Here is an 18084-nt window from a genome sequence, read left to right on the forward strand (position 1 = left end):
CCTCGTGTTATAAGGGTTTTGTTCCTTCTTGTTGTCCAGCACAGTCTTGTGGTGTTTGATACGATACCCCCAGTTTGGGGGTGCTCATGGGGGTATCGAGTTTGAGTCGGAAAAGTGATACCCCCAACCATGCCATTGTCAGATATTCAGGTAAGAAACCTTAAACCCCACGAAAAAGCGTACAAAGTCTCCGATTTCGAAGGCTTGTTTGTCTTGGTCAAAACCAATGGCTCAAAGCTATGGCAGTTCAAATATCGCATGTACGGTAAAGAACGTCTGCTTTCGATTGGCGTTTATCCCGAGGTCAGCTTGGCACAGGCGCGTAAAGCCAAAGAGCTTGCCCGTGCCAAAGTCGCGGCAGACATTGACCCTAGCGAAGCCAAACAAGAAGACAAACGAATCCGACTGGAGGCCAAGGGCCAAACATTTGAACGTATCGGCCAAGACTTTATCGCCAAACAGCGCAAAGAAGGAAAATCAGAGGCAACGCTATCAAAAACCGAATACCACCTCAAACTTGCAAACCTTGATTTTGGTCGCAAACCAATTTCCGAGATCACTGCCCCCATGATCCTCAAAACGCTTCGCAAAGTTGAAGCAAAGGGCAACTATGAGACCGCCCACCGCCTCCGCGCCCGTATAGGCTCTGTCTTTCGCTATGCGGTGGCGAGCGGGGTAGCCAACACTGATCCAACCTACGCCCTACGAGACGCATGTCCGTCGTCAGGGTTTTTGGCACCAAAGGCGGCCTAGACTAAGAGAGAGTTCGGCTCATCTGGTTGGTTGCATTATGCGGCGTGTTGTCTGTGATGCAAGCGTCGCGTTTCGAGCGTCTTACGTTTGATCCTTTCCCGTTGCTGTAGAATGGCTTTGTCGCGTCCGAAGTATACGTCGGCGGGTGTAACGTTGTTCAGGCTCTCGTGGTAACGCTGGTGATTGTAGTGGTCTACGAAGGCTTCGATCTGAGCCTCAAGATCGCCGGGTAGGAAGTAGTTTTCCAGCAGGATGCGGTTCTTCAAGGTCTGATGCCACCGCTCGATCTTGCCCTGCGTTTGAGGATGATAGGGCGCGCCACGGCTGTGCTTCATATCCTTGTCTTTCAACCATTCCGCCAGCTCCCCCGAGACGTAGCTGGAGCCGTTATCACTCAGCAGGCGAGGTTTGTGGACGACATGAACTTGGTCACATCCCGACGCTGCCAAAGCCAAGTCCAATGTGTCCGTCACGTCTTGGGTTCTCATGTTGGTGCAAAGTTTCCACGAGATTATATATCGGCTGTAGTCATCGAGGATCGTGCTGAGATAAAACCAGCCCCATCCGATGATCTTCAGATATGTGAAGTCCGTCTGCCACAACTGATTGATGCCCGTGGTTTTGTCTTTGAACTCGCTCGCCGCCTTTATAACGATAAACGCTGGGCTGGTGATCAGATCGTGCGCCTTCAAAATCCGATACGTCGAAGCCTCTGATACGAAATAGCTTTCTCGATCCGTGAACGTCACGGCCAGTTCACGTGGCGACAACTCGGTTTCTTTCAGCGCCAACTTCACGACCTTGCGCCGCACCTCGTCAGGAATGCGGTTCCAGACGTGTTTGGGCTTCGGCGATTGATCCTGCAGTCCAACTTCGCCACGCCGCAAATATCGATCATACCAACGGTAGAATGTGGTGCGGGGAATGCCCAGCTTTGCCAACGTGAGCCGTGCTGACAGGTGGCTTTCCTCGACCAGCCGGATGATCTCCAGTTTCTCAGATGCAGGATATCTCATTCGTGGTTGCCCCCATCGCCCAGCATGCTTTTTTTAAGCAAACGGAGTTCCAGTGTTTGTTCCGCCACAACTTCCTTGAGATCACGGGCCTCACGGCGCAGATCCTTCACCTCGTCAGTGTTCGCCGCACGTGCCGTATCGCCCGCAAGGCGCCGCTTTCCGGCTTCCATGAAGTCCTTGGACCATTTGTAGTAAATGCCCTGAGAGATACCCTCACGGCGGCACAGCTCTGCAATGCTGTCTTCACCACGCAGACCATCCAGAACGATCCTGATCTTCTCTTCGGATGAGTAATGCTTGCGCGTGGCGCGTTTGATGTCTTTGACGATCTTCTCGCCAGGGCTCGTCGTTGTTTGTCTCATCTTCCACTCCTCAGTGGTGACGATGAGCCAGAAACACTCTCTTATCAAATAACGCTATTTGGTCCCATAGGCGCTGACGTCAGACAGGGCAGGTTTGAAAATGGCCGACTGTCTCGCACCTCCTATTCTAGTCTCGCAAGAAACTGAGAAGTCACATATAGTGATCGCTCAGAACTAAGGCCGGACTTCAAGTATTTCGGGACAGCCGAATACCCAAATATCGCGCCTGCCAGTTGCCCGGCAACAGCACCAACGGTGTCCGCATCGTCACCCAAGTTGACTGCTTTTAAGACCGCCGTTTCGAAATTATCAGCATTGATCACAGACCAAAGTGCAGCATGAAGAGTTTCAATGACAAATCCACTTGCGGTCACATCATCTATTACTTCCTCAGCATATGGATGCTTGAAGATTGAACCTGCCAATTGCCCCCACTCCCTTTGCGACGTTCCTTTCAGCGCATTCGTCAAAGAATGTCCGTCAATTAACATGCATAGTAGTTCAGCAAGGAGTTGGCAGCTTTCGTCAGCAGGCCTTGACGCATGGGTTGACTTGGACTGCTCGCTCGCCAATCGACGGGCCTTATTAACATCCGAATATGCATAACAAGCAACTGGGGCCAACCTCATAAGGGAGCCATTACCATCATTCTTTGAACCAAAAGGGCGCGCCTCTAAATAGCCGTTTCTGCGGTAATCACCGAGAACACGCAGCGTGTTTTGCCCTATACCTACGGCAACCCCTGTACTTGTATTCGAGCCATGCGCTGCCCAGTCACAAAACCTATTCAATAAATCATCGTTTTGTAGGCTGTCATTCTCGATTATGCTCTGGGCTAAACACAGTGCCATTGCTGTATCATCAGTCCAAGCCCCGGCTGGAAGATTAAATCGACCGCCTGACCTGTACACAGTTACAGGCGAAAAGGTTCCTCTTGGCGAGAACTCAACAGGTGCGCCCAACGCATCACCAATCGCCAACCCAACAAACGCGCCAGCAATCCGATCATGAATAGGGGATGCATGATATGCCCAGTAACTATCAGCCTCCTGCATCAGCGAAAAACTATCATCTGCAAGTTCTTTGACTTTAGAATGGAACCAATTTGCTAATTCCCAGCTGTGTAAAACTCTGAGGCTTTGAATTGCTCTGCTTATGCGAAGGTGATTATGGTTGTAGTGGCATTTCCAATGATTTTGGGCAGATAGAAAGTCTAGAAATCTAACAGCCATGTCCTCTAAGAACTCAGAGAAGTCAGTTTTTTCGGCAAGCCAAATTGCTGAGGCCAAATCTAAAACTGGCGCGTTAGGGAATTGTTGGCTAGGTTCCGACGTTGGAAACGCCCAATGAATGAACTCGCGCGACTGCTCAAATTCATCATCAGAAATTGATAGTAGCTCTTTCCTTCTAAATCCATCAGCTAACGGTGCGTTTGCATTGTAAAACGCTTTAATTTCTAAGTTCATACCCGCTCCAACACAGTCCGTCTCCAGAGTATTTATAAACCTTTGGGAGCTACGAAGATAGGGAACACTAGGCCTGCAACACAGTATTCGACTTTTCATAAAATTCGGCGAAAACATTGTAAACGCTGTCAATCCTGACTGTCAAAGTGCCATGGTATGAGCTTGTCGATGCGCGCAGCGGGATGCACTGCTGCGGCGGCCTCAACTGTTGCCTTGAGGTAGGCGTATTGCTCGACACTGTTGAGTATGCAGGTCTCTATCAGAGATGCGATGCACGCCCGAGTGTAGTCGATTTTGGAGCCAAATAATGCAGCCGCACTATCGAAATCGCAGCAGGTAGCGTTTAACGTGATTACGTCAATTGCCGCATTGGATGATCTATCTACGACAGTGTTGATTATAAGCAAACGTACAGTCCTGCCGAAAGATCTATTGCGTCAGAAACCTTTGCAAATGATAGCACACTTTTCTACAGTAGAGCGGCGGTATTGAGGCGGAATACCCCACGCACCTCGGTTTCAAAGCATTCTCGGCAAACATCGGGCATTCCGGCGTTATCACAGCAGTTAGCGCCTATTGCCCCGTTTCGACGGAGGAACAGGGCGCATTGATCAAAAAACCCGTGCAAGCCTAGTTCGTCGTTGTTCATCCCCTGCCCTGAAACTACTCTGCAAAAAAATGCAGGAATCCCAATGTTTGAAAACGCCTTTAACAGCATCGACCGCGAGCTTCGCAATGAAGAGGGGCTTGCGTCCGAGCTGGACTATGCAGAGCAAACCTCTTGGATTTTATTCCTCAAGTATCTCGACGATATCGAACAGGAACGGCAAGATGAGGCCGAGCTAGAGGGCACGGACTACACTCCAACCCTACCAACGGCGATGCGTTGGAAAACGTGGGCCTCACCTACCGATGAAAACGGCGTTGAGCGCAAAGACCTTCTGACGGGCGAAGACCTGATCAGCTTTATCAACCTGACCCTCTTCCCGACGCTCAAAAAATACCGTGAGGATGCGACCAGCCCTGACACGATTGAGTATAAAATCGGCGAAATCTTCTCCGAGATCACCAACAAATTCCGCTCGGGCTATTCCCTGCGCGACGTGCTGGAAATCGTGGATGGGTTAGAGTTCAACACCCAAGAAGCCAAGCACGAGCTTTCCGACCTCTACGAGAGCCGTATCAAGCGCATGGGCAACGCGGGGCGCAATGGGGGCGAATACTACACGCCGCGCCCGCTGATCCGCGCCATGCTGCAGGTGATCGCCCCCAAGATCGGCGAGACGATCTATGACGGGGCCTGCGGCTCTGCGGGGTTCTTGTGCGAGGCCTATACCCACATGCTGACCCCCGATATATCCGCCACCGACTTCAACACCCTGCAAACCAAAACCTTCTACGGGCAGGAAAAGAAATCGCTGGCCTATATCATCGCGATTATGAACATGATCCTGCACGGGATCACGGCCCCCAATATCCGCCGCACCAATACGCTCAATGAAAACGTCATGGATATTCAGGAAAAGGACCGCCATGACGTGATCCTTGCCAATCCGCCGTTTGGATCGGGCGAGCGGGCCGAGGTGCAGCAAAACTTCCCCATCAAATCGGGCGAGATGGGCTATCTGTTCATCCAGCATTTTATCCGCAAGCTGAAGGCGGGCGGGCGCGCGGCTGTGGTCATCAAGAACACGTTTCTATCCAACGGCGACGCGGCGGCGCTGCGGCGCGAACTGTTAGAGACCTGCGATCTGCACACCGTGCTGGATTGCCCCGCCAAGGTGTTCCAAGGGGCGGGTGTTAAAACCGTGGTGCTGTTCTTTGAAAAAGGGCGCAAGACCCATAAAACGTGGTTCTACGCGCTGGACCCTGAACGGTCCTTGGGCAAATCATCCCCCCTGCGCGATGATGAGTTGGCAGAGTTTGTGACCCTGCAAAAGACGAAGCAAGATAGCGCGAAAAGCTGGACCGTGCAGCGCACTGATATCGACGCAGACACAGTGGATATGTCCGTCAAAAACCCCTTCGCCCCCGAGGAAGCCCCCCTGCGCGACCCCTCCGAGATTATCGCGGATATGCTAGAGCGCGACACAGAGACGGCGGCCATTTTGGAAGAGATCAGAGGCATGCTGTGAAGGCGGGCTGGGAGGTTAAGCGCCTTGAAGATGTCACCTCTAAAATTGGTAGCGGGGCAACGCCTAAGGGTGGGCGCAATGCATACAAACAAGAAGGTATTGCACTCATTCGGAGTATGAATGTGCACGATCTTCAGTTTCGACCAAAAGACTTAGCTAGGATAGACGACGATCAAGCTGAAAAGCTGTCCATCGTCGAAGTCGAAAGTAGCGATGTCCTCCTAAACATCACGGGTGCTTCAATTGCTCGCTGTTGCGTTGTTCCACCTGAGATAATACCAGCCCGCGTCAATCAGCACGTTGCAATTATTCGCCCTGATCCAGACGAGATTGACTCTGAGTTTCTGGCATATCTTCTCGTTTCGAAAGAACACAAGGACACGCTGCTTGGGATTGGCGATGACGCTGGCGCAACACGGCAAGCCCTCACAAAAGCACACATCCAAAATTACGAAATCCCAATCCCGCCCCTCGCAGAACAAAAACAAATCGTGGCGGTTTTGGATGCGGCGTTTGAGGGGCTGGCCCGCGCCAAAGACAACGCCGAAACCAACCTCCAAAACGCGCGGGAGTTGTTTGAGGCGGGGTTGGTCAGTGTATTTTCAACAATTGAAAAGAAAAGCGAACAAAAGCTGTTGAAAGAAATCGCTTTGGATTTTGGGCGTGGAAAATCGAAGCATCGCCCGAGAAATGCGCCATTTCTTTACGGTGGCCCCTATCCGTTCGTGCAAACTGGGGATGTTCGGAACGCCGATCATTTGATCACCGAATACAAGCAAACTTACACTGACAAAGGATTGGCACAGAGCAAACTCTGGCCCGCCGATACCTTATGCATTACGATTGCCGCAAACATCGCTGAAACCGCGATCCTGTCATTTAGCGCTTGTTTCCCCGACAGCATTATTGGTGTCGTGCCAGACCCAAAGCAGACAACTAGCCAATACCTCGAATACCTTTTACAGTTCTTTCAGAAGCGGTTGAAAGCACGAGGCGAAGGCGCAGCCCAGCACAACATCAATCTTGCCACTTTCGAGACTGAGTATTTTCCATTTCCAAGCCTTTCGAAACAAGATGCGGCAATTGATATGCTAGATAAAACCTCCGCAATTGTGCAAGTGGCCGAAGCAAACTACCGCACCAAACTCACCGACATCGCGGACTTGCGCCAGTCTCTCTTGCAAAAAGCCTTTGCGGGAGAACTCACGTGACGCTAACCTCAACCCATGATTGATCAATCTCCCCTGATGTCCGAGACCGAGGCTGATACCCGCGCCATGCGGATTGACCCTGATCTGGCCGCGAACGGCTGGGAAGGCTCCGCCCGCCATGAGGGTGCGCGTGTCAGTCGTGAAGAAATGCTGTGGCCCGGTCGTATTCAGTCGGGCGGTCAAAAAGACAGCCCCAAACCCGCCGACTATGTGTTGCGCGTGAACGGCCACGCCATCGCCGTGATGGAAGCCAAACGCGCCACCCTGCCCTATACCGAAGGACGCGGCCAAGCGCTTGACTACGCCACACGCATCGGGGCCCGCTTTGCCTATTGCACCAACGGGCTGCGCTATCACGAGATCGACTGCCACACAGGGGCCGAGGCGGAAGTGGACGCCGTGCCAGCCCCCGCCGATCTCTGGCTGCGCTGCTACCCCACAGGCAACGCATGGCGCGACCGCTTTGGCCAGATCCCGTTCGAGACCGACGGCGGCAAATGGCAACCCCGCTATTATCAGGCGGGCGCTGTGAACGCGGTGCTAGAGGCAATGTCAGACGGCGAGCGCCGCATCCTTTTGACGTTGGCCACGGGGACGGGCAAAACATCTATCGCGTTCCAGATCGCATGGAAGCTGTTTCAAGCGCGATGGAGCCTGACAGGCGAGCCAACGCGCCGCCCGCGTATCCTGTTTCTGGCCGACCGCAACATTCTAGCCGATCAGGCGTATAATTCGTTTAGCGCCTTCGAGCCGGACGCCCTAAGCCGCATTAACCCCAAAGAGATCAGCAAAAAGGGCAAGATGCCGCGCAATGCGTCGGTGTTCTTTACGATCTTTCAGACGTTTATGACCGATGGGAAAAACGGCGAAGACACGTTTAACTTCCACGCCTACGAGCCTAATTTTTTTGATTTTATCATCATTGACGAGTGCCACAGGGGCGGCGCGAAAGACGAAAGCACTTGGCGGCAAGTTTTGGAGTACTTTGAACCTGCCGTGCAGTTGGGTCTGACCGCCACACCCAAACGCAAGACGAACGCCGACACTTATGCGTATTTCGGCGAACCTGTTTACACCTATGCCCTGCGCAGCGGTATTGAGGATGGTTTCCTAACTCCCTTCAAAGTCCGCCAAATGGCCAGCACGATTGATAGCTACGTCTATGATCCCGATGATGAAGTCGTCAGCGGCGAGATTGACCCCGACCACGTTTACACCGAAGCCGAGATCAACGCGAAAATCGTGATCCCAGAGCGCGAGCAAAGCCGCATTCACGAGTTCATGGACCAGATCAACCCGCGTCATAAAACGCTGGTATTCTGCGCCACCCAAAACCACGCTGCCGCCGTGCGCGACTATATTAACCAGATCAAAGACATCGATGATCCGCACTATTGCGAACGCGTCACAGCCAATGACGGCGCGCTGGGCGAACAGCATTTGCGCGAATTCCAAGACAACGAAAAGAGCATCCCGACAATCCTGACGACCTCGCTGAAGCTCTCCACAGGCGTTGACGCCCGCAATGTCCGCAACATCATCCTGATGCGCCCCGTTAAGTCGATGATCGAGTTCAAACAGATCGTCGGTCGTGGGACGCGTACGTTTGAGGGCAAAGATTTTTTCACCGTCTATGACTTTGTGAAAGCCTACGAGCATTTCAGTGATCCCGAGTGGGACGGCGAGCCCCTGCCCCCAGAAGACCCGAAACCGACAAGAGGCGAGAGTCCAATAGGACCAATTGCCGACGGGCCGCGTGAGCCCCCGCCCGAACCCGAGGCCAAAATCATCGTCAAACTCGCCGACGGCAAAGAACGAGAGATCAAATACATCGCCACGACCACTTACTTTTCGCACGACGGTAAGATGATTTCAGGCGAAGAGTTTATGAAGCAGCTATTTGGCGATCTTGGCGACCTTGTGCGCGACGAAGATCACTTGCGTAAGATTTGGGGCAATCCTGAATCCCGATTAAGCTTCACTAAGCTGCTCGCCGATAAGGGCTATGATGGCGACCGCCTCGAAGACATGAAGCGCCTCATTGACGCACCCAATAGCGATATCTTTGATGTCTTGGCCTATGTGAAGTTTACGCTCGCGCCAAAAATGCGCACCGAACGTGCAAATCAAGCGAGAGCTTTAGGCCTTGCGAATATTGAAGGCGAAATGCGCACCTTCTTGGATGCTGTATTGGGGTCCTATGAAGTTCACGGGGTTGATGAACTTGCTCTGAGTAAGATCGGTGACTTCCTGAAAGTTAAGTACGGCGGCACAAATGGCGCGAAACGCGTACTTGGCGAAATCCCGATCATCAAAAGAGCGTTTATGGATATCCAAGCTCACATTTACGCCAATTGACGGTCTTTAAATCCATTAGAAGTCAAGTTTGGGGGTATCATTGGGGGTATCGAGTAAATTATAAAACTTATTATCGTTTTCAAGCAACGACTTAGGCTATAAATGTGGGGACGTGTGGGGCACCATTTATCCAATAAATTCAAATACTTACGTGATTTTGGGTTTTGGAAAAAATGGCCAAAAAAATCCGGAAGCTTATCGGAAGCCGATTTTAAGCTGTGTCGTTTGAAACACGGCCCAATAATCTTATCCCTCGCGTGTTGATCAAAGTTGATTCGGGCTGTTCGGCCCTTAACTGCCATTGTGTCTCAGCAACATTTCTACAGCGCAGCGGGTTAGTCAGGAAAAATCCAATCCTTAATGAAGGATGCAAGCGACGGGCTCACGTTGTGAGCTTGGTCTTCACAAGCGACACATCGCGAACCCAAAACGGTACGCAAATTGTAATGTCGGTTTTTGCACATGCGTCCCGAGAAGAAAAAATCGGTTCCAGCTTTAAGCGCCTTTGGGCGCGTGCGCGGGTATTCCATCCATTCGGGATGCCCTGCAAGCTGCGCGCGCCGTTTACGCTGACCTTCTTTGTGATGTTCCGCCATACGTGTTTTATCAACTGCTCTAGCACCGATTTCAACAGCCAGTTGGTTGCGCACAATCTGCCGTATCCAAGCCACTAAATCGGCCGATGAGAGACATTCGTGAGCATTGTGGATGCAGAGGTCCAGCATTCCGTTTGCCGCCGTTGGACCTTAGCGCTAAAAATGTGGTACCACTTTCCAGAAATGGACCTTATTCGCCCATCCATTCATCTTTAATTCTGTGAAGTTGCTCTGTCCTGTCGTTTACAAGGTCCTTTTTTGCTGAAGACCACATCATCGGGTACATCGAGCCGCCTTCGACTTGTGATGCAACAAGAGAAGCTTCGCTGTCTGAGAATTTTTGCCAGAGCGACTGAGTCTCTTGTAATCTGTTACCATCAATATCTGTAAGAGCTGCAACTTCAGAGAATGCTGAATCTAGCATTTTTTGAGCCTCTTCGAGACATTCACCCGCACCGATATTCATCGCTGTTTGCGTGCGAGGTAGTGAACCATGTAATTCCCCAACAACCACCCAATCACAAGCATCAACAAACAGGCTTGCCGCATTGCACAGCTCCTCAATATCCAGATCGTCGACTACCGACGCATCTGGTAGCTCGTGCGTCAAGACATGGCGCACTTCGAACATTTGGTACAGGACACTGACCGTTCGTTCGTAGTTCTCAATAATTGGGTCCAGTGGCCAAGAGCATTCCTCTTCCGTCCAAAGGGCGTGAGCTATCTTCAGCTTAGGTATGAAGTCGATAATTAAGGTAGTAAAAATTGAAATTACTGCATCAATGCTGTTGATGGACACAGAGTGCGCCACGAAATCACCAATGGATAAACTTTTTCCCGAAATGTGCGCAGCAAAGGCTAGATCTAGTTTTGCATTCTTCACCAATTTTGTAGCCTGATCCGCGTATGGGCTTCCTGCATCGGTAAGCTCTCTAACTAGCTCACGGGCGTAAACTTCAATGCAAGTTGAAATTCGCATAGGTACGAACTCAGCCATATATGGGCTTGGTGAATTTCTCCAAGCCTTACTGAGGTCATCAAGGCGATTTTTGATATCAAAAGCTGCTCCGGACTGAAAGCCACGCCTTCCCCTCCATTCAATTATATGATCGGGGTTTGGTTGCCGCATAACGCTTCTCCTAGCTTTAAACTTCAGTAGGCACTTCAACCAGCGTGTCAAATTGATGCTGCTCGACGACCCTCATCGTTACACCATCGTCACCAGTTGAAGTTCTTAGTGTATACAAATGGTCCACTATTTCATCGAAGTGCACCAAGTTCTCATTTTTGAAACCATTCTGGGCCAAGTGATCGCGAAAGGGCGTGTAGGCTTCGTATCCGCAACGCCAAATTGCAGAGGACAAAGTAGCGAGCATAAGCTGTATGTCTTTGGTATGGACGGCTAAGGATATCGCTTGCGTCCAAACCTTCTCATCGTCCTCCAATATAAAAGCGAGCAAGAGGGACGCAGCGAGAGCATGTTCGATTTGTTCCGCGGCAAGGCACTGCTCCAAAACATCCGACCAAACGGCAGGTCGATGAAAAACGCCACGCATCTCCATTTGTTCGTTACGTTCGCAAAATTCCGCGCACCAGTCAGCCAACCAAATCTTCAAATTTGCTTCGGTCTTTTCAAACTCGTTATCTGACCTAGCAGCGATGTCGTAAAGCTCAGACGACTTAAGGAATTCTCGGGAAAATAGAAACGCGTCGCCCGCGCATAATGCTGTTTTTGGCATTTTGGATAGCTCATATGATGCAGCGTACAACCGAGCAGAAACGCTAAACCTCCTCTTGAAATACAGAGTGGCGGCTAGCTCAGCGAGAAAATATTCTTTCTCCAAGTATTCGGGATTTTTCTTGCGAGCAGTATTGTAGTGACGAACCGCTTGCGCGTGATCACCCTTCATTCTTAGGAAATTACCATAGGAGTAATGTATAACCGACTGACTGTGGCGAGATTGTTCTTCATGGGCAACAAGTGCTTTGCTATAGAACCTTTTCACAGCATCCGTTTTTTCTTCGACAGAAACCTCACTTCCGAGTAAACTTTGAATGTATCTAGCGTACGCTGGGTCTTGCTGGTCATGCAAAAAATTCAAGCTTGCGATTTCCGCACACAGAGATGGTTTATCAACAAATAGACATGCGACAGAGCTTGCTATTTCTCTGCTTTGACAAGTTAAACGCCGATCGACAATAACCTGAGCAAGGTTTTTTGCCTGTGATGAGAACTCGTACCTTCCAGCCATATAAACAAGAATGTAAGTAAGCTGAGCAAGAATGTCATCTCGATGCACTCGGTGCAGGTGCACACCAATCGATGAGATAATGTCTACCTCTGCTAACAGGTAATCACCATCTAGCCATACAGTCACCGGCAGGCATTTCGATCCATCCTTTTCTGCAACAACCATTTTACATGTATCTAGAATTGAAGAAACAGCATAGTTCAGCTCAAAAGTTCCACCAGCTGCGCTGGAATTTGGTCTAACAGACAACCCAATCGGCGTGCGCCTGGAGGCGGTCCGAATAGTACGGTACACTTTCATTGTTTCAATTATTTCCAACGGCGTTGCGTCGGTCCATGTGTCAGATTCTTCAAACTGCACGCTAACCGTTTCGGTTTCGGGCGTTGCTATTTTGGCGAAGATATTCGACAACCAAATCCAATGTAATGCTTTTGAAACGTCGCAATAACGAACGACTATCGAAGGGTTGTCGAAAGAGGCAAGGTATTCAAGCCTGTCAACCTTCATACTTACGGTGCGTTCTTTCTTGATGTCATCAGTAGCTTTCAGTTGAACAAAGAAAAGTAGGCCTGTTGCTTCGCCGCATTCATCAAAAACTTCCACCTCCAGATCAACTCCATAGTCCTTGTCTTTACGACGGCAGACCCATTCCGCCGGTAGGAGTTGTTCAAAGCACTGGATAGATATGTCTTCAAGCTGGTGTGTTCGTGATCTTTTTGGCATTCAGTTACGGCTCGCTTGATTTTAAAAATTTATAATCGATTTCTTTACCTTCAATCGCCATACCCTATTTCACCCACGCTTGATAACCAAACTCAATCAAGTATTTTGATCTGTGAAGAAGCTGCATCGTGAGCGTCCGCTTCGGCGTCATTTGGATTAGGTTTTACCCACGCAGCGAAGGTCCAGTTCCTGCCATAACTTGCATAGCTGAAGTTCCGCCAAGCAAAAGCGCCCTACATGATGTAAGGCGCTTTTGACTGCCGTATATGCCTATGTAACATTACATAGGCGCTTCCGGTTTTTGTATAAACACATACCGCTCTTTAGCCTCGCGCAATTGCCGCTCGGTTTTGGCTGGATCAGACTGCACCGCGTCTTTCATTTTCTGCGCAGTCGCTTCAAAGAAATCAGGAAGGTCCGCTGGCTCTTTGCCCTCTAGCGCCGCCAATGTGATGCTACAGCCTAGCACGTTGCGAAAGATAGTCGCGATGTGCTGTTCACGGTGAACCTCTTTGAGCGGGTTCGGATCAACGCCGCTGCGCATCTCGGTCAGATCGTCGTTCATTTCAGCGCAAGCCGTTTCCCATAGAATGTGGTTGGACCACCGCGCACGGTTTGGATCGGTTGACGCTGGATCGGTGTAACGGATCACTTCGCCCGTATGACGGAACAAATCGCCCAGCTTGTCGAACAAATCGGCCCAAGTCCGAATGCCCCAAGTCTCTTTCAACAAGGTCTTACCTGCCCGTAATTCGACGCGCCAAACGCGGCTTTGGTCGGGATCCGACGGGTCCAATTCATAAGGTATCGTATACATAGGGGAAGCCTGATCCCTATGTAATGTAATGTAAGGGGGCTTTTCGTGTTTTATCGCCCGAAAGGTGTGGTTCCAAATGTCCCACCAATGCGGTTTATTGGTCGCGATAATCTGCGCACGCTTGTCGTAGATAATCACTTGGCGGTTCATAATATTGCCTACAGTTACCGAGGTCACGCGCCCCGATTTTCCGTTTACCGATACATCATCGCCCGTAATGTAATCGCGCCGCCCTGTGCTGCTTGTCTGACGTCAGCGCCTATGGGACCAAATAGCGTTATTTGATAAGAGAGTGTTTCTGGCTCATCGTCACCACTGAGGAGTGGAAGATGAGACAAACAACGACGAGCCCTGGCGAGAAGATCGTCAAAGACATCAAACGCGCCACGCGCAAGCATTACTCATCCGAAGAGAAGATCAGGATCGTTCTGGATGGTCTGCGTGGTGAAGACAGCATTGCAGAGCTGTGCCGCCGTGAGGGTATCTCTCAGGGCATTTACTACAAATGGTCCAAGGACTTCATGGAAGCCGGAAAGCGGCGCCTTGCGGGCGATACGGCACGTGCGGCGAACACTGACGAGGTGAAGGATCTGCGCCGTGAGGCCCATGATCTCAAGGAAGTTGTGGCGGAACAAACGCTCGAACTCCGTTTGCTTAAAAAAAGCATGCTGGGCGATGGGGGCAACCACGAATGAGATATCCTGCATCTGAGAAACTGGAGATCATCCGGCTGGTCGAGGAAAGCCACCTGTCAGCACGGCTCACGTTGGCAAAGCTGGGCATTCCCCGCACCACATTCTACCGTTGGTATGATCGATATTTGCGGCGTGGCGAAGTTGGACTGCAGGATCAATCGCCGAAGCCCAAACACGTCTGGAACCGCATTCCTGACGAGGTGCGGCGCAAGGTCGTGAAGTTGGCGCTGAAAGAAACCGAGTTGTCGCCACGTGAACTGGCCGTGACGTTCACGGATCGAGAAAGCTATTTCGTATCAGAGGCTTCGACGTATCGGATTTTGAAGGCGCACGATCTGATCACCAGCCCAGCGTTTATCGTTATAAAGGCGGCGAGCGAGTTCAAAGACAAAACCACGGGCATCAATCAGTTGTGGCAGACGGACTTCACATATCTGAAGATCATCGGATGGGGCTGGTTTTATCTCAGCACGATCCTCGATGACTACAGCCGATATATAATCTCGTGGAAACTTTGCACCAACATGAGAACCCAAGACGTGACGGACACATTGGACTTGGCTTTGGCAGCGTCGGGATGTGACCAAGTTCATGTCGTCCACAAACCTCGCCTGCTGAGTGATAACGGCTCCAGCTACGTCTCGGGGGAGCTGGCGGAATGGTTGAAAGACAAGGATATGAAGCACAGCCGTGGCGCGCCCTATCATCCTCAAACGCAGGGCAAGATCGAGCGGTGGCATCAGACCTTGAAGAACCGCATCCTGCTGGAAAACTACTTCCTACCCGGCGATCTTGAGGCTCAGATCGAAGCCTTCGTAGACCACTACAATCACCAGCGTTACCACGAGAGCCTGAACAACGTTACACCCGCCGACGTATACTTCGGACGCGACAAAGCCATTCTACAGCAACGGGAAAGGATCAAACGTAAGACGCTCGAAACGCGACGCTTGCATCACAGACAACACGCCGCATAATGCAACCAACCAGATGAGCCGAACTCTCTCTTAGTCTAGGCCGCCTTTGGTGCCAAAAACCCTGACGACGGACAAGGATGGACATAACCTTCGGCTCAAAGAGCCGACAGATGAAAGTTGTAAAAATTGTTACCATTTCATTTTTGATCATTACGGCGATCCCGGTGTTGAATACAGTATTTTCCTGAAAATACATTCTGATGGGCGGATCGAAGAGCTAAATTAAAATTGCGATGTATGAGCAATTGCAAAAGAATCATCCAAATGGTGGCGAGGGCGCTGAACCGAACTTTGATGCACGTCCAGTAAGGCATGACCGATTGCGATTAAAGCATAGGCCCTTGTTTCCAATTGCTTTCCTTTAATTTCACGATCTAAACCCAAGACAAGATCACAGCCGTTGACCTGAGCCCCTAAAATTCCTCCAGATTTGTGTAGAGTCCGCCCAACAAAAGGACGGACAAATGAAAGCACGATTTACGGATGAACAGATCATAGCGATGATCAAGGAACAGGAAGCTGGTGAGAAGACCGCTGATGTATGTCGGCGGCACGGGATCAGTTCGGCGACGTTTTACAAATACAAATCGAAGTATGGCGGCATGGAACCGTCTGACGCGAAGCGGCTGAGAGCCTTGGAAGACGAGAACGGTAAGTTGAAGAAGCTATTGGCGGAGCAGATGTTGGACAATGCCATGCTGCGAGACATCAATTCAAAAAAATGGTGACGCCCGTTGGGAAGCGGAAAGCTGTGGTGCATTTGATGGAAGTCCATCAGGTCAGCCAGCGACGGGCGTGTGATGTGCTACAGATTGATCGATCAACGGTGCGGTATCTGTCGCGCCGTGGCGATGATGCGAAGCTGCGAGCTGCAATCAAACGCGTGTCTCGTGAACAGCGGCGGTTTGGTTGCCGCCGTGTCCATGTGATGATTGCGCGGGATGGCTTTGAGGTGAACCACAAGAAAGTGAGGCGCATCTACCGTGAAGAGAAGCTTCAGGTGCGCCGTAGAGGCGGCAGGAAGCGTGCTTTGGGCACAAGGAAGCCAATGGTGCTGCCGGATGGCCCTAACCAGCGATGGAGCCTGGATTTCGTGTCGGATGCACTGACAGACGGTCGCCGTTTTCGCATTCTGGCCGTCGTCGATGACTTCAGCCGTGAGAATTTGGTATTGGTCGCGGATACATCATTGTCAGGTCAACGCGTTTCCAGAGAACTGGACCACATAATCTCTGAGCGTGGCATGCCAAAGACGATTGTGTCCGGCAATGGCACCGAGTTCACCAGCATGGCGATCCTTAAATGGGTTCAGGATACAGGCATTGACTGGCACTATATCGCGCCAGGAAAGCCCCAGCAGAACCGCTTTATCGAAAGCTTCAACGGCAAATTACGGGACGAATGCCTCAATGAAACGCTGTTTGGCACATTAGGTGAGGCCCGCGAAACGCTCGAAGACTGGCAGGAGGATTACAATTGGCGCAGGCCACATTCAGCATTAGGCAACCTGACGCCAATGGAATTCTTGCAGAGAAAGACGATGGACAAAATGGCCGCCTGAGGTCACAGATTTAACCCCAAGGACTCCGCGCAAAGCTGGAGGGAACTTGGGGCTCAGGTCACCGCCTGCGAAAGGAACTCAAAGAAAAATTCGACAAATCGATCATGTACAAAGCTACATATCTGGTTTTGATCTTCTAGCGTAGTCAAGACCAAGCCAGCTGAACTAGTTCAGTGTATATTATAAACTTCTATTGATTTGATTTAGGAAATTTCATCCCATTTTAGTGTGTTTATGAAAGAGGGCGTATCCGACGTAAGGTTTTGCCAGTGACTGGCGGCTTGTCTGAGGCGATCTAAAGACTATTTTAGCGTATGGGTTCTTGCGATTTTTTACAAATAAGGAGACCGTAATGTTCTTTGAAGACACCATAGGTGACGCAATTACAAAAGGGCTTTTATTAAGCGGCCTCGGTTTGGTGTGGGTGATTTTTCTAGTTCGTATTGTGGGTCTCAGATCATTTTCCAAACTGACCAATTTTGATTTTGTCATCACCGTCGCAATGGGATCGCTATTGGCAGGCGCATCCCAATCCGAAACGTGGCCTAGCCTCCTGCAAACCCTGTCTGCTATGTCCTGTCTTTTTGCTGTTCAATATGCAGTATCGTGGTTGCGCCACCGGGCTCCGACGTTTGATGCGCTTGTCCAAAACACCCCGACCCTGCTGATGAAAAATGGTGTGATCCTCTATGAGGCATTACGGACCACCCGCGTTACCGAAGAGGATTTGATGGCCAAATTGCGCGAAGCAAATGTGATGGAGATTTCATCCGTTCGCGCAGTTGTGCTTGAAACCACAGGCAACGTCTCTGTGCTCCATGGCGATCATCTAGATGAAACCTTAATCGATGTGTAGCTGAATACGATGAGTGTCATGCTCCGCTCAAAAACAACAATACCGCCCATTGATACCAGACTAGTTTCAGTTTGGAATTTGTAGTGTCTTTTTCAGTTTTTGCAGTAACTTAAGCTATTACTTGCACTGCACTACACCCTTTGGGAAAATTTTTCTCCAAAACTTCACGAAATTCGATGTCAGGCCCAATCGCACAGAACCGAATATGCAACCTCCGTCATAGAAAGGGCAACCCAGCGGGCTACCCTTTTTATACAGTCACAACCCGTTAATCTTGTCGCTGTTATGATGATCTAAGGGATGAGC

General features: G+C 50.6%; 14 protein-coding genes. 7 read left to right on the forward strand and 7 right to left on the reverse strand.

Annotated features, from left to right (window positions below; all coding sequences use genetic code 11):
• Nucleotides 1-135 precede the first annotated feature (135 nt).
• Nucleotides 136-753, forward strand: coding sequence for a tyrosine-type recombinase/integrase (locus ACXLHR_RS07750; protein WP_458790903.1), 618 nt, complete (start codon nt 136-138; stop codon nt 751-753).
• Nucleotides 754-788: 35 nt separating this feature from the next.
• Here the strand turns inward: ACXLHR_RS07750 and ACXLHR_RS07755 are convergent.
• The 3 genes from ACXLHR_RS07755 to ACXLHR_RS07765 form a co-directional block, all read right to left on the reverse strand.
• A protein-coding gene (locus ACXLHR_RS07755; protein WP_458790740.1) for an IS3 family transposase occupies nt 789-2131 on the reverse strand; the annotation gives its coding sequence in 2 pieces (ribosomal slippage) (nt 789-1804 and nt 1804-2131; 1344 coding nt in all).
• A gap of 122 nt (nt 2132-2253) precedes the next feature.
• The gene (locus ACXLHR_RS07760; protein ID WP_458790904.1) at nt 2254-3597 is read right to left on the reverse strand and encodes an ADP-ribosylglycohydrolase family protein; all 1344 of its coding nucleotides are present in this window, start codon (nt 3595-3597) and stop codon (nt 2254-2256) included.
• A gap of 128 nt (nt 3598-3725) precedes the next feature.
• Nucleotides 3726-4004 carry a transposase domain-containing protein gene (locus ACXLHR_RS07765; RefSeq protein WP_458790905.1) on the reverse strand — a complete coding sequence of 93 codons (279 nt, stop codon included), beginning with the start codon at nt 4002-4004 and terminating at the stop codon, nt 3726-3728.
• A 285-nt stretch (nt 4005-4289) separates the two neighbouring features.
• Here ACXLHR_RS07765 and ACXLHR_RS07770 point away from each other — a divergent pair, with 285 nt between their 5' ends.
• From ACXLHR_RS07770 to hsdR, 3 genes are read left to right on the forward strand one after another with little or no spacing between them, the layout of a single operon-like run.
• Complete coding sequence (locus tag ACXLHR_RS07770) at nt 4290-5732, forward strand: class I SAM-dependent DNA methyltransferase (protein ID WP_458790906.1); 1443 nt, start codon at nt 4290-4292, stop codon at nt 5730-5732.
• A complete protein-coding gene (locus ACXLHR_RS07775) occupies nt 5729-6943 on the forward strand; it encodes a restriction endonuclease subunit S (protein ID WP_458790907.1) in 1215 nt (404 codons plus the stop codon). The genes ACXLHR_RS07770 and ACXLHR_RS07775 overlap by 4 nt, the downstream gene beginning before the upstream one ends.
• Nucleotides 6944-6958: 15 nt before the next feature.
• Nucleotides 6959-9301: an EcoAI/FtnUII family type I restriction enzme subunit R gene (gene hsdR, locus ACXLHR_RS07780; protein ID WP_458790908.1), complete on the forward strand. Its 2343-nt coding sequence runs from the start codon at nt 6959-6961 to the stop codon at nt 9299-9301.
• A 335-nt stretch (nt 9302-9636) separates the two neighbouring features.
• Here hsdR and ACXLHR_RS07785 read toward each other — a convergent pair whose 3' ends face one another.
• The 4 genes from ACXLHR_RS07785 to ACXLHR_RS07800 form a co-directional block, all read right to left on the reverse strand.
• Nucleotides 9637-10026, reverse strand: a complete 390-nt coding sequence (locus tag ACXLHR_RS07785) for a hypothetical protein (RefSeq protein WP_458790909.1) — start codon at nt 10024-10026, stop codon at nt 9637-9639.
• Nucleotides 10027-10087: 61 nt separating this feature from the next.
• Nucleotides 10088-11026 (reverse strand): lysozyme inhibitor LprI family protein, encoded by a 939-nt coding sequence (locus ACXLHR_RS07790; RefSeq protein ID WP_458790910.1) that lies wholly within the window; start codon nt 11024-11026, stop codon nt 10088-10090.
• Nucleotides 11027-11042: 16 nt separating this feature from the next.
• On the reverse strand, nt 11043-12872 hold the full coding sequence (locus tag ACXLHR_RS07795) for a DUF4365 domain-containing protein (protein ID WP_458790911.1): 1830 nt from the start codon (nt 12870-12872) through the stop codon (nt 11043-11045).
• Between the two features lie 280 nt (nt 12873-13152).
• Nucleotides 13153-13866, reverse strand: coding sequence for a hypothetical protein (locus tag ACXLHR_RS07800; protein ID WP_458790912.1), 714 nt, complete (start codon nt 13864-13866; stop codon nt 13153-13155).
• A gap of 152 nt (nt 13867-14018) precedes the next feature.
• Here ACXLHR_RS07800 and ACXLHR_RS07805 point away from each other — a divergent pair.
• From ACXLHR_RS07805 to ACXLHR_RS07815, 3 genes are all read left to right on the forward strand, one after another.
• Nucleotides 14019-15361, forward strand: a protein-coding gene (locus ACXLHR_RS07805; RefSeq protein WP_458789593.1) for an IS3 family transposase whose coding sequence is annotated in 2 segments (ribosomal slippage) — nt 14019-14346 and nt 14346-15361 — 1344 coding nt in all. Because the reading frame shifts where the segments join, the coding sequence is not laid out codon by codon here.
• A 464-nt stretch (nt 15362-15825) separates the two neighbouring features.
• Nucleotides 15826-16922, forward strand: a protein-coding gene (locus ACXLHR_RS07810; RefSeq protein WP_458790913.1) for an IS3 family transposase whose coding sequence is annotated in 2 segments (ribosomal slippage) — nt 15826-16072 and nt 16072-16922 — 1098 coding nt in all. Because the reading frame shifts where the segments join, the coding sequence is not laid out codon by codon here.
• A gap of 352 nt (nt 16923-17274) precedes the next feature.
• Entirely contained in the window at nt 17275-17778 is a 504-nt protein-coding gene (locus tag ACXLHR_RS07815) for a DUF421 domain-containing protein (RefSeq protein WP_458790914.1), read from the forward strand.
• The last annotated feature ends 306 nt before the right edge of the window (nt 17779-18084 follow it).

This window comes from Yoonia sp. MH D7 (assembly GCF_054439475.1).

Excerpts from the sequence above, each read along its gene's own strand:
- ACXLHR_RS07760 (WP_458790904.1), bottom strand. The coding sequence starts at position 3,597 with ATGAACTTAGAAATTAAAGCGTTTTACAATGCAAACGCACCGTTAGCT.
- ACXLHR_RS07770 (WP_458790906.1), top strand. The coding sequence starts at position 4,290 with ATGTTTGAAAACGCCTTTAACAGCATCGACCGCGAGCTTCGCAATGAA.
- hsdR (WP_458790908.1), top strand. The coding sequence starts at position 6,959 with ATGATTGATCAATCTCCCCTGATGTCCGAGACCGAGGCTGATACCCGC.
- ACXLHR_RS07785 (WP_458790909.1), bottom strand. The coding sequence starts at position 10,026 with ATGCTGGACCTCTGCATCCACAATGCTCACGAATGTCTCTCATCGGCC.
- ACXLHR_RS07790 (WP_458790910.1), bottom strand. The coding sequence starts at position 11,026 with ATGCGGCAACCAAACCCCGATCATATAATTGAATGGAGGGGAAGGCGT.
- ACXLHR_RS07795 (WP_458790911.1), bottom strand. The coding sequence starts at position 12,872 with ATGCCAAAAAGATCACGAACACACCAGCTTGAAGACATATCTATCCAG.
- ACXLHR_RS07815 (WP_458790914.1), top strand. The coding sequence starts at position 17,275 with ATGTTCTTTGAAGACACCATAGGTGACGCAATTACAAAAGGGCTTTTA.